This window comes from Fulvivirga sp. AWR4_260, assembly GCF_056158185.1.
Genome location: NZ_JBSWSU010000015.1, coordinates 2,286,277 through 2,299,575, shown reverse-complemented (window position 1 = coordinate 2,299,575; position 13,299 = coordinate 2,286,277). Strand labels below are relative to the sequence as shown.

At 36.7% G+C, this 13,299-nt stretch carries 11 protein-coding genes; 8 read left to right on the top strand and 3 right to left on the bottom strand.

Going from position 1 to position 13,299, the window contains the following annotated elements:
• Window positions 1-22: 22 nt before the first annotated feature.
• Together ACXACQ_RS15985 and ACXACQ_RS15980 are read right to left on the bottom strand one after the other, a co-directional pair.
• On the bottom strand, window positions 23-2,449 hold the full coding sequence (locus tag ACXACQ_RS15985; protein WP_474976968.1) for a TonB-dependent receptor: 2,427 nt from the start codon (window positions 2,447-2,449) through the stop codon (window positions 23-25).
• A gap of 726 nt (window positions 2,450-3,175) precedes the next feature.
• Entirely contained in the window at window positions 3,176-4,075 is a 900-nt protein-coding gene (locus ACXACQ_RS15980) for a GTP-binding protein (RefSeq protein ID WP_474976967.1), read from the bottom strand.
• Window positions 4,076-4,402: 327 nt separating this feature from the next.
• Here ACXACQ_RS15980 and ACXACQ_RS15975 point away from each other — a divergent pair, with 327 nt between their 5' ends.
• The 8 genes from ACXACQ_RS15975 (at window position 4,403) to ACXACQ_RS15940 (ending at window position 12,365) form a co-directional block, all read left to right on the top strand.
• Entirely contained in the window at window positions 4,403-5,473 is a 1,071-nt protein-coding gene (locus tag ACXACQ_RS15975) for a sensor histidine kinase (RefSeq protein WP_474976966.1), read from the top strand.
• Window positions 5,466-6,143 carry a response regulator gene (locus tag ACXACQ_RS15970; RefSeq protein ID WP_474976965.1) on the top strand — a complete coding sequence of 226 codons (678 nt, stop codon included), beginning with the start codon at window positions 5,466-5,468 and terminating at the stop codon, window positions 6,141-6,143. The genes ACXACQ_RS15975 and ACXACQ_RS15970 overlap by 8 nt, the downstream gene beginning before the upstream one ends.
• Window positions 6,144-6,396: 253 nt before the next feature.
• Window positions 6,397-6,744, top strand: a complete 348-nt coding sequence (locus ACXACQ_RS15965; RefSeq protein WP_474976964.1) for a hypothetical protein — start codon at window positions 6,397-6,399, stop codon at window positions 6,742-6,744.
• Between the two features lie 5 nt (window positions 6,745-6,749).
• On the top strand, window positions 6,750-8,087 hold the full coding sequence (locus tag ACXACQ_RS15960) for a TrkH family potassium uptake protein (RefSeq protein ID WP_474976963.1): 1,338 nt from the start codon (window positions 6,750-6,752) through the stop codon (window positions 8,085-8,087).
• Window positions 8,065-9,165, top strand: coding sequence for a porin (locus ACXACQ_RS15955; protein ID WP_474976962.1), 1,101 nt, complete (start codon window positions 8,065-8,067; stop codon window positions 9,163-9,165). Before ACXACQ_RS15960 ends, ACXACQ_RS15955 begins: the two co-directional genes overlap by 23 nt.
• A gap of 142 nt (window positions 9,166-9,307) precedes the next feature.
• Window positions 9,308-10,345: an SDR family NAD(P)-dependent oxidoreductase gene (locus tag ACXACQ_RS15950; RefSeq protein ID WP_474976961.1), complete on the top strand. Its 1,038-nt coding sequence runs from the start codon at window positions 9,308-9,310 to the stop codon at window positions 10,343-10,345.
• A 57-nt stretch (window positions 10,346-10,402) separates the two neighbouring features.
• On the top strand, window positions 10,403-11,239 hold the full coding sequence (locus ACXACQ_RS15945) for an AraC family transcriptional regulator (RefSeq protein WP_474976960.1): 837 nt from the start codon (window positions 10,403-10,405) through the stop codon (window positions 11,237-11,239).
• Window positions 11,240-11,276: 37 nt separating this feature from the next.
• Entirely contained in the window at window positions 11,277-12,365 is a 1,089-nt protein-coding gene (locus ACXACQ_RS15940; RefSeq protein WP_474976959.1) for an alpha/beta fold hydrolase, read from the top strand.
• Between the two features lie 30 nt (window positions 12,366-12,395).
• Here the strand turns inward: ACXACQ_RS15940 and ACXACQ_RS15935 are convergent, their stop codons facing one another.
• Window positions 12,396-13,286, bottom strand: coding sequence for a helix-turn-helix domain-containing protein (locus tag ACXACQ_RS15935; protein ID WP_474976958.1), 891 nt, complete (start codon window positions 13,284-13,286; stop codon window positions 12,396-12,398).
• Window positions 13,287-13,299 lie beyond the last annotated feature (13 nt).

Sequence of the window (13,299 nt, the reverse complement as noted above, 5' to 3'; positions counted from 1 at the left end):
AATTCAAAGTGTTACAAAATATTTATATATGTATCGAAAATGGTATGCTAATATTAAGTATGAAATTACGTCCGGCTCCGGGGACGTTGATCAAGCGGTAATAGCTGGTATGATTGAAATATTTGGTATTAAATATATTCTGGACTTGCATATTAAAGCTGATAGTTTGGTTTTTCAGCTTTAAGCCAGATCCTACACCTAAGTTTACAGTCTGGTATCCAGCAGTGGTGTTTTCTGGGGGTACTATTCTATTTTGAGCAGAAGTAATCTTATAGTCTAAGGATATGTAGCTGTCTTCCAATGAACGCCATTTGCTTTTTTCATATTTTAAACTGAAAATGGCTGATGCAGGAGGTGAAAACGGTAGGGTGTACCCTTTCTTTTCTCCTGATAACTGTTCTGCATAAACATACTCCGCTATCAACCCTAGTTTTAGTGATTTCAAAATCTCATAATGCCCATGCACTTCACCTCCATAGCGCAGCACTTTGCTTTCAGAATAGTAAAAAACCTGATTGCCATTACCGTATAGCCTGTCGTGCTCAGCTGTGGGGTTGAGATAAATATAGTTGGAAAAATAATTAACAAATGGAGTTATGCCTATGGCCAATTTTTTAGTACTATACTCTACCCCAGCGTCAAACTGATAAGATAATTCTGGAGAAAGGCTGGGGTCTCCAACCTCGTAACTAAAACGATGGTAGTTTACTCCATTAGCACCCAGTTCTTTGGCTATGGGCATACGAAAGCTTTTCCCAATATTAGCCTTTAAAGACCAGTGCTCGGTATTATGATTATACCCGACAGACCAGGATATATTACTGAAATCTCTATTCAACTCTTCGGCTCTTAACAAGTGTTGGTAGGTGGTGTCCGAGTTGGAAATTACTGGTGAAGTGAACCAGTCATTATACCTGTCAATTCCAATATGGCCATAGTCATACCTTATGCCGGCTTGAAGGGTACTTTTCTTATTGAGTACTTGCTTAGCTAAAATATAGCCTCCCAAATTAAGCTGACGAAAAGCTGGAATTATGAAACCTCGTCCATGTATATTATTATCTTGGTAGGAACCATTAAATCCGGTGGTAAAAGAAAGCTTATCCGATTGATTGTAGGCCAGTTCTAAATTGACTGAATATACCCTCTTATCAAACTCACGCTCCAATTGAGGATCGAAGCCATTTTCCCCATTATACACTGGAGGCATATAACCATGACTCACATATTGACTCCACTCTTGCCTAAAATTTCGCTGATAGCCAAGCTCACTTTTAAGTCTATAACCATTCCACTCCCACTGGCTTTTGTTGATTACCTTAAAGTGGTTGACCTGTTGGTATGGATGATGAATATCCCTGTCGGAGCGATCATGAAATTCCTCGTCTATATTTCTCGGCTCCAGCCCATGCGCATTGGCAAAGAATCCGCTCTTACTCTTAACATTACTAACATAAAACCTACTTTGAAATGAGGGTTTTACATACCCAAATGAACTGTGCACATTGTGTTCATGACCGGCCGTGTTACGTAAACGGTGCTTATATAGAGGAGCTCGATATGAGTAGATATCTACACTGTCAATGGGCACTTTATAATCGCCATAATCAAGCCATGTAGCTCTTAGCGTGGCAAAGAATGCCTCTTTTCTGCCTGCTAGAGCTCTAGAAGTACCTATGAGGTTATTGTTAGTTTTACCGGTTAAGTCAACACTTCCTGATAGTGTATTCTTTTGAGGTAACTTATTTTGTTTTACATCTATAACACCTCCAATTGCATCAGAGCCATACTTCAATGATGCTGGGCCTTTAATGACCTCTACATTATCTACAGCATACTGATCTATTTCTAAGCCATGGTCCGCGCCCCACTGCTGACCTTCATGTTTAACACCATTTTCAACTACCACTACGCGATTAAAGCCCAATCCTCTTATAACTGGTTTTGACTGACCAGAGCCTATATCTATAGTACTTACTCCGCCAAGCTTATCAAGGGAATTCATCAAGCTCCCTCCCTGATTTTGTTTTAGAAAATTGTTATTAACAACTTCTACGCTTAACGATTCTTCCTTTTCCCTTTGCTGTACATAATTTGAAGAAACCACAATTTCATCGAGAGTCATCAATTGAGGTTTCATAAGTATCTTAAGAGAAGTGTCCTCTTCAACCTGCACATCAACTTGATATGGTTCATATCCCATACTTGAGCAAACAATTGAGAATTTTCCAGCACATAAATTGTTCAACACAAAGTAGCCTTCATTATCAGCTATTATACCTTTTTCTTCATTTTCAAGGTTTATTGTAGCATAAGGAATAGGTTCTTTTGTTTCATTGTCAATAATTTGTCCACTTATCTTATGGTTACATTCCTTTGGCCATATCTCAGCCTGCATCGTATGCACACTCAACAATAATATATATTGGAGTAGAAGATATTTCTTCATGACTAGTTAATCTCTTATGCTTTTGGCAAGTATGCCCGCACTAATATTTGATAAAAATTATAAGGCAGCCGCTATCCTCACTCCATGCAAAAGCTATATAACTTGGCATATGAGCGAAAGATTGAGACTAAAACAAGAAAAGACTCACAAGGCGACACGGGTTAAGAGTGTCTATAATGTAAGTTGAAGATGATAGGTAAACTTGAAGTAAGTAGTTTACCGTTAAGAATATTTTGGAGGTGTTATGAGCTTACTTAAATAAGGGGCACAGTAAAATATAAAGTTGCTGGTTGAATACTTTAAAACCCAAAACAAGCTCATGTGTGAGAAAGATATATACTGCTCACTAATTACAAACAGCTCTGAGAGAAAGAAGCCTGCGTAATCGTTTATGTCATCAACAGATTCTTGTTGTGACGAAAACAATTTCTGTAATACACAGCTTGCCTGACAAATATTGGCATTGTGAAAGCTTTGTTTACAATGTATCAAATGAGTATCAAAATTCACTTTAAAGCTAATTAACGTCAATGTAGAGTTAAATGAGCTAAAAAGCATAAGCATCACCAAAAGCATGGATAAACCTCTGGTGATGTTACTTTTAATTGATAATACATGTAGATTGAAAAAATCTCTCATTGACGCGAAGGTACAAATAAGATTATTAAACGCAACACAGTTGCATTTAAATTATTTTATCAATTTACACATACTTAAAGTTATTTGTTAGACAACAATGCTTCGCTCAATAACGCTTTGAAGCAGGGATAACTCACTGCCCAACCCCACAGTAAGAAGTTTAGCTCCTGTAACAGGCTCGCCATTATACGGTCTAATATAAATTTGTCCATCGGGAGTTCTCTCAAAATATGTATAGTTATCCTCATCTCCTATTTTGGTACATCCCTTCACCCTTAGAATTTCTTTAGGTAACTCATTACATATGAATTCAATGCTCTTTATACTTGGTAAAACAGGTAAATCTGCGGAACAAGAGGCCCAGTGAGCTTTCAAATGATCCATTTTTCCTGGTCGATTATCTGACGGTAATAGTTGAGGCAAAACATGCACTTTAACCTCATCCATGGTCACAATTGTACCTGATGGATTAAGCCTTCTAAGGTCTTTCACCACATGGTCTTTGCGCTCAGCAGTAATACTGTCTATGTGCGTGAGCACCAACATTGACGATACCTGCACCTGATTAGCTTCTAGCTCATTATGCTCGCCTCTTTGCTGCCAATTTTTGGCATCCACCACTGATATTTGAATAGGAGGATGAAACTGATCTTTAATCCCTACACCCAAAAAGCCCATTAAAGAACACGAATCAGACGTGCCATTCGCCTCTATCAAAGTGATACCATTCTTTCTTGCAGGAATCCGGTTTACTAAATCTCTAAGTTCCATAATCCCATTACAGCAAATACAACTGCCACTTAATGCTTTAACCGAGCTTGGATCTGTACTATCAAAAAATTGCTGAATATCTAAATTTGCATTTTCATAATCATTCAGGATAATGAATGGACTCCAACCTATTTTTATATATTCATCTAATAAATATTTTAGCAAGGTGGTTTTGCCTGCGCCTAAAAAGCCAACTATTGTAATGATTTTTTCCATTGCATAAAATAAAGTCTGGTAACAAAATCTGATGGATAATATTAGGTGATAATATCAGAATTAAAAAATCGATGATCTAAGTCTCACTTTAAAGCTTTCACCATTCCTTTACTCTATATTCCATACCTGATGCTATACATATAAAAACTTTGCTTATCACAAAACATTGTATTACCACATCCTTTAAAATGCTCTCGATGTTTATACAAATAACTCTAGCAAAAAGAGTTACGAACCAAACATAACTCAAGACATCTATGATATGAGGCATAACATCTTTACAAAATCTTTATAACATAATAATTAGCTTTGTACAAAAATTTGAACTTGTTTAAAACGAGAAAATACAGTAGTAAAAATCAATACATAATTAGCATACTGCTAATTGTATTCACCTCTGTTATTTGTTTTTTCACCGTTGATATCATTAGCTATAGGGCTGTTGCACTCATTTTACTTTTGGTAGTGTCTGTCAATGCCATTCTCTTTGACATACTTCCTGTTCTACTTTCAGCATTAATCAGTGCGCTCATCTGGAATTTCTATTTCATCCCCCCTACGTTTACTTTACACATTAGCACTGCCGAAGATGGATTGATGTTTTTAATGTATTTTGTTATAGCTTCAATAAATGCGGTTCTCACTTATAAAATCCGTGAAGTAGAACGAAAAGAAAGAGATGAGCAAGAGAAAGAAAAAGCCATCAAATTATATAACACTTTACTAAACTCACTTTCACACGAACTAAGAACCCCTATTTCTACTATAATTGGAGCTATCGACACCATCAAAGACAATCCTACAAAGCTTTCTGATCATAATAGAAACGAACTATATACAGAAATTGAAATTGCCAGTTTTAGATTAAACAGACAAGTAGAAAACCTACTCAGCATGAGTAGACTAGAAGCTGGCTTTATACAACCTAAAATAGATTGGTGCGATTTAAACGAACTGGTTTTCTCTGCCATCAATGAAAATGACAATAAGGAGCATCACATTTCTTTTATTGCCAATGATAACCTGCCATTAGTTAAAATTGATTGTGGTTTGACAGAACAAATACTCTACAACCTCATCCACAATGCCATTCAACATACTCCTAAAGGCACAACCATTTCCATTACATTAGATAGCTCTGATGCACATTGTGTTATCTCCATTTGTGACAACGGCCCAGGATTTCCTGAAAGTGAAATTAATGCTGTATTTGATAAGTTTTATCGCCTTAAAAACACTGCAGCAGGAGGAACGGGTTTAGGACTTTCTATAGTAAAGGGATTTGCTGAGGCTATGAATGGTACTGCAGCAATAGAGAACCTACGTGATGGTGGAGCTAAATTCACCATTGAATTACCTTGCGAATTCGCTGATAACAAAAATCTAGAAAATGAATAAGGCAGAAATACTTATAATAGATGACGAACCACAAATTAGAAAGCTTCTCCAAATCAACTTGGAGAGCCACGACTATAAAGTAGTTCAAGCCAGCACAGGGAAAGAGGGACTGATGTTATCAGCCAATCACCCACCTGATTTAATATTACTGGATATTGGGTTGCCCGATAAAAGTGGACATGACATTTTGTTAGAATTACGAGAATGGTACAATAACCCCATTATAATTCTATCTGTACAAGATAGCGAAAACGACATTGTTACAGCCCTTGACAACGGAGCTACCGACTATTTGACCAAACCTTTTCGCACCGGTGAACTCCTAGCCAGAATTCGTTCTGCCATTAGAAGGATTCAAAACACAGAAAACAATTCTACCATAACCTGTGGTGATATTGAGATTGATTTAGCAGCCCGAATTGTAACCAGAAGTAATGAAATAATAAAGCTAACGTCTACTGAATATAATCTTTTGGCCTTATTCATTAAAAATGAAGGTAAAGTACTAACACATCAATATCTTTTAAAAAACATTTGGGGCTATAGCTATCAAACAGAAACCCAGTATTTAAGGGTATTTGTTGGCACCCTACGAAAGAAATTAGAACAAAACCCTAATAATCCTCAGCATATCATCACAGAAAGTGGTGTAGGCTATCGTTTTCAATAGTCTTTATATAATCTTTATTCGGACTACTCCATTCTTGATTTTTTACTTATCTATCTCACCTCACCTTTGTAGCATCAAAAAAAACAAAGAAATGAAGTGAGATTTTATCATTAGTAGCACTGAAGGCACAACTGTAGCATCCATTTAAGATGGTTATGCCGTGATCTATATGATACACCTATAATCATTATTATTAAGCCTGCTGTTTACCTCCCTCTACTAATGATTTTTCCATTTCCAAAGTTTATCACCAATGAATAGTGAAGTATCCATTACTAAGAAAATGGCAGATGCAATTGCTCTGGTTTGTTTTGCTGTAGCAGAATTTACAAAACATTACGAACAAGACCACCCCAACAGCGCCAAACAACTCTTTCAATGTAACGAAATAGTTAAAGGCGGATTAGATCGCATTGCAAATGCCAGAAAAGCTAATGACTTACAAAAAACTGTGAGTGGTTACTTAAATGCAGTCATATTAACTAAGGAACTATATCAAAACATTAAAATACCTGTGAAGAGTAAGCACCAAATTATTTTTACGCTTACCCACCTCAAAGACCATCTCACATATCTTAAAAAGGCAATTTCAGCCAGTTGAGCCATATGAAAAATGTAATTAAAAAATACAGAAAGTTTCAGTTATCACTTTCTCCCCAGCAAAATTTACTGTTTGGTTTTTTCACCTACACACTAATCGGTTGGGGCATACTATGCGTGCCATTCTTGCATAAGCAAGCAGTTACAGCATTAGACAGTTTATTTATAGCTACATCGGCCATTTCAACCACCGGCTTAGTAACTGTAAGCGTGTTTGACACTTATAACAGTTTTGGTCAGTACATCGTAATGCTACTGTTCCAAATTGGAGGTATTGGTTATATGACTTTCACCTCATTTATATTGCTTTCAAAGAAAACGCCCCTAACACATTGGCATCAGCGAGTATTAAATGCGGAATTTACAATGCCTAAAGGTTTGGAGTTGAAAGATTTTCTGAAATCTGTCATCATTTTCACTGTTATAATAGAGACCGTTGGCTCATTGTGTTTTTATATCGCTTTCATTCAGGCAGGCGTGGAACCTAACTTTGCCATTTGGAGCAGTATTTATCATAGTGTTTCGGCCTTTTGTACTGCAGGGTTTGGTCTTTACAACGATAGTTTTGAGCAATTTTCGGGTAACGTGGCCATCAACACAATAATTTCAGTACTGTCCATATGCGGCTCTTTGGGCTTTATAGTAGTTACTGATATATGGAATAGAATTACAGGCAAGACAAAACGTATCACCTTTACAACCAAAACTATTTTCGGTGTCATTATGGTGCTGCTTACTGCAGGCACTACCATGATCTATTTTTTTGAACCATCAGTAAGTCACATGCATGAAAGCAAATTAATGGTGTCTTTTTTTCAAGCCATGACCGCACTCACTACCGTAGGTTTTAATACCGTACCTATTGGGAGTTTTTCAATCAGTATTTTGCTAGTAGTTACTTTATTAATGTATATAGGTGCTTCACCTTCTGGTACTGGTGGAGGGTTAAAATCTACTACCTTAACAGCCTTAATGGCCATCATGTGGAACAGACTTAGAAATAACAAACAGGTGACTTTTTTCGGCAAAGCAATACCATTAGAACGCCTGTACGTAGCCACATCTACCTTCATGCTTTATGCTACGGTTATTTTCATTTCTACATTATTACTTGCTTTTACAGAAGATTTTCCGCTGGACCAAATTCTATTTGAAACCACATCAGCCATAGGCACAGTGGGCTTAAGTACTGGAATTACAGGCAATCTAAGCCCTTTTGGGAAAGTGATAATCATTTTTGTGATGTTCATAGGTAGGCTTGGTTTATTGACATTTGGTCTGGCGATTTTGGCAAGGAGAAATAAAATTAAATATATAGAAGATGAAGGCGATTTGGCAGTTTAAGATCATTATCTCAATACTCATTATGAGTTTCGAAGTATCGGCTCAGGTTGACAGCATTTGGCAACAAAAGCCTCAAGTGCATATTTCTGGTTTTGCAGACATTTTTTATGTATATGACTTCAACCAACCTAAAGCTGCTAAAAGACAGCATTTTTTATTCAACCACAATAGACACAATGAATTCAATTTAAATTTGGGTATTATAAAATTAGACATAGAGCATCCAAAATATCGTGCCAATTTTGCCCTGCAAACAGGTACATACGCTAATGACAACTATGCTTCAGAACCAGATTTATTGAAAAGTATCTATGAAGCCAATATTGGCATCTCGCTCAATAAGAAAAATAACCTATGGCTTGATGCAGGTGTTTTACCCTCTCATATTGGGGCTGAAAGTGCCATTTCTATGGATAATATGACCTTGACAAGGTCACTAGCAGCAGAAAATTCACCTTATTTTCTATCAGGTGCAAAATTGACTTTTAACCCAGCCCCCACATTGGAATTAGCCGCCCTGATTATAAACGGATGGCAGCGTATTCAAAGGCTAGAAGGGAATTCATTACCATCTGTAGGTACTCAAGTTAATTTTAAACCAACGAACAAAACTACTATAAACTGGAGCACTTTTATTGGTACTGACGACCCCGATAGCACCAGAAGAATTCGATATTTTAACAATTTTTACACTCAATTTCAGCTAACAGAAAAACTCTTCTTCCTCGCTGGGTTTGATATTGGCGCGCAGGAAAGATCAAAAAACAGTTCTTCCTTAGACTTCTGGCTTAGCCCTTTAATCATAGGACAGTTAAGAATGAACAACAATTGGCGTGGTGCTATTAGGGCAGAATATTACCAGGATAAAACCGGCATTATAATAGCCACCGAAACAACTAATGGGTTCCAAACCCTAGGGCTTTCTTTGAACCTTGATTACTTACCTAGCCAAAACATTGTATGCAGAGTAGAGGGGCGCTGGCTAAAGAGTAAAGACCAAGTTTTTGAGGCCAGAACTATCAAAACAAGTCACAATTTTATTCTAGGGACTTCTATTGCTATAAAATTCTCAGAGTAGGGCTATAAATAGCCCATGCCAATAGTGATACCCATATTTTTCACATATGCCTATGCCCCTATAAACAAAGTTCATAGGACTTTAAAACAAAGTAATTAGTAAAATGACAATCTACTTTTGGCCTATTAAAATTAAAAACTATATGCGACAAAATAATTATAATGGGGCTTTGCAAAAGCTTATAGATTCAGGGTTCAACTCCAGATCTACAACAAAAGATGTAATAAAGGACATTGATTTAACTGGTAAAACAGCTATAGTAACAGGAGGCTACAATGGACTTGGTTTAGAAACCACAAGAACATTAGCTTCGGCAGGTGCTACAGTTATTGTGCCTGCAAGAGACATCATCAAAGCCAATAAGAATTTAGCCGGAATAGTGAATGTAAAAGTAGAAACTTTGGACCTGACTGATGTTAAATCCATTGACGCTTTTGCTGAATCTTTTTTAGCTTCTGGTAGACCTCTTGACATGCTCGTTAATAACGCAGGTATAATGTGGACTCCCTTACAACGAGACGCACGAGGTTATGAAAGTCAATTTTCTACAAATCATTTAGGACATTTCCAGCTAACAGCGAGACTTTGGCCTGCCTTAAAAAATGCTGAGAAAGCTAGAGTAATCAATGTTTCTTCTTCTGGGCACTACTTTTCACCTGTTGTCTTTGAAGACATTAATTATAACAAGAGAGAATACAATAAATTTGAAGCTTACGGCCAAGCAAAAACAGCCAACATTCTCTTTACTTTAGCATTAGATGCAAAAGCAAAAGGTTTTGGTATTCGCGCTTACACTCTTCACCCCGGACTAATACTAGAGACCAGCCTAGGAAGACACCTTACCTTCGATGATTATGTAACTATGGGAGCCGTAGATAAAGAGGGAAATCCTAACCCCGAAATGGAAGAAGCTCAAAAGAAAATTCAGAAAACAGTAGAGCAAGGAGCAGCCACAACCGTTTGGGCAGCCACTAGTCCGCAGTTAAACGATATTGGCGGAGTGTACCTAGAAGATGTAGAAGTGGCGGAGTTTGATTCAGACTTTTACAATAGTGGCAAATGGAAAGAAAACATGTTTGAGATGAAGGGAATTGCGCCCTTTGCATTAGCTCCAGAGGCCGCACAAAGGCTTTGGACAGTGAGTGAAGAACTAACAGGTGTAAAATTTGATATTATATAATTGTAATAAGTAAGGCCCAATACAGCTGGGCCTTACTGTTTATCGTTAAATTGCATCATGGCCAAACGACAATTAAATAGCAATTCTGAAATCGTTTTTACATGCAGTGAAGCATTTCACTACAAAGGTGAAATGATAATGGAAGAACATTGCCTCGTTAAGGTGCTATCGGGCGAATTAAAGGTAATTCAATCAGATAAAACATATATCTACAATGCGGGTGAAGTACACCTCTTTCCCCGAAACGAACTGGCTACTTTAATAAAATATGAGAAAGACGGCTTGCCATACAAGGCCATTGTTGTAAGGCTATCTAATACCATCTTGAGGAAATTTTACAACAACCCCAAAAACGAAGTCCATCAAAATACCAAAACACAATCGATAATTTCATTTAGCAAAAGCTCATTATTGAACAGCTTTTTTGCTTCAATTCTTCCATATTTTGAATTGAACTATAAACTACCTCATGAATTATCAACCTTGAAAGTACAAGAAGCAATTACAGTTATTCGTTCTCTAACCAAAAACGTTGATGATGTATTGTCTGATTTTTCTGAGCCTCATAAAATCAATATCACAGAATTTATGGAGCGTAATTATATGTTCAATATGCCAATAGCCAAATTTGCTTACTTGACAGGCCGTAGCCTAACAACTTTTAAACGGGATTTTAAAAAGGTTTTTGATACTACTCCGCAAAAATGGTTGACACAAAAACGATTAGAACTTGCGCGCTATCAGCTAAGTGAAAAAAATAAAAAGCCAACAGAAGTATATTTAGAAACTGGTTTTGAAAATTTATCACATTTCTCTTACGCTTTCAAAAAGCAATTTGGAATAACTCCTAAAGAATTGTCTCAGAGAAACACCCATACGCATGATTTAGACTAATTATACCTTATTTCATCCAAATAGAATTAAGAATTTAATGTTATTGCAATTAAAACATAGGCTTACAGTAAAAGTAATATTCAAATGCTATTATTTAGTGCTGTTAACAGCCATATTACTTTCTGGTTGTACATTTATAGCTAAGCCACTGGTAAAGAACTACTCCGATCCTTATCATAAAAAGGTTGCCAAAGCGGGGTTCGTAGCAAAATCTATTATAATTGACAGCACCAAACTATGTTTTGTAGAAGGCCCAGACAACGGTCCTTCGCTTGTTTTGCTACATGCTCAGCTCATGGATTGGTTTGATTACAGCAGGGTATTACCCGAACTATCTCAATCGTATCATATTTATGTAGTAGACTATAATGGGCATGGCAAAACTGAAGCGCCCAACTCCACCATGAATGCCAATAGCATTGGTCAGGTTTTATCGGCATTTATTGAAAAGCAAGTGCAGGAACCAGCCTTTGTATCTGGTAATTCATCTGGTGGTTTACTAGCCGTATGGCTGGCTGCCAACAAGCCGGAGCTGGTAAAAGCGGTTTTATTAGAAGATCCGCCTCTTTTTTCATCAGAATATCCTGCAATAAAACAAACCATTGCTTATCGGTCTTTCAAAACAAGTCATGCCTACATTAAAGAAAAAAGCAACGAGCCCTTTTTAAATTATTGGATCAAGAACAGCTCTAAATTCATCAATAGATATGCAGGCAAAGATATAGCTCCAAAGCTCTTATCTATGGTAGAAACCTATGAAAAAGCTCATCCCAATGAAGCTGTAGAAATTCGGTTTCTTCCTTTAGTTGTACGCATGATGTTTAGAGGCATGTCTTTATACGACCCTCACTTTGGTAATGCCTTTTATGATGGCACGTGGAATAAGAATTTTGACCATGCGCAGGCTCTTAAGAAAATAAAGTGCCCTACCCTGCTGCTCCATGCTAATTTTGAAATTAGAGAGGATGGCATTCTGGATGGAGCTATGGATCAAAATAATGCTGACACTGCCATGTCATTATTACAAAATGGCACTTACCAAAAGATAGATGCCATGCATGTAGTACATTTGGACAAGCCCAAGGAGTTTATTCAAATCATGAATAGTTTTTTTCTAAAGCAATAATAAAACTATTCTTATGAAGCATAATAAGCCTTAATTGAGCAGCTGTTTTTTAAACGCTGTAGGACTAAGGCCAGTTTCTTTCTTAAAAAGACGAGAAAAATAAGACAAATTTTCAAAGCCTAAATCATATGCTACTTCTGATATATTGAGGTCAGCTGTTCTTATTCTATTCTTAGCCTCATTAATAAGGTAAATGTGAATCAATTCAATTGCGGTCTTTCCTGTTTCCTGTTTTAACAGATCACTCAAATACCTAGAAGACAAGTGAAGTTCTTCAGCCACCAGACTTACAGAGGGCAAACCTTTGAGCCGTATCTCTTGGCTGGAAAAATACTTTTTTAAAATATCATTAAACTTAGAGATTGTTTTTCCTGAAAGGTTAGAGCGATTAATAAACTGCCGCTTATAAAAACGCTCCGAGTATTTAATCATTGATTCTACATGAGCAAGGATAATACTCTGGCTAAATTCATCTTGATTGCCGTGCGACTCCCTGTATATTTTATTAAATAGATCCCAAATGATACTTTCCTCCGCTGTAGAAACATGCAGCGCTTCATTCACTTCATAATCAAAATAAGAATAGTTGTCTATCTCTTTGTAAAGCGAATTTCCTACGAGATAATCTTCATGAATAAAGATTAAAAAACCATCTTCTTCAAGTTCCAAATCTTGAAACTGAATCACTTGCCGCGGTTTTATAAAGCTTAAACACCCCATATCATGATCATATTTAGTGCGGCCATATTTAAAAACTCCAGACTTAAGCTTTTTAAAACCAATCATATAAAAGTCTGTGGTAAACTCTGCTGACCCTGTAGAGCAAGTTTCAGTACATTTAAAGGCACTAAATAAAGGGCTCTCTGGCATAGGCATGTTATTATGCCTGTGCATTTCTATTAAATTGCTATAGTGCTGCATAAATTACAATTTA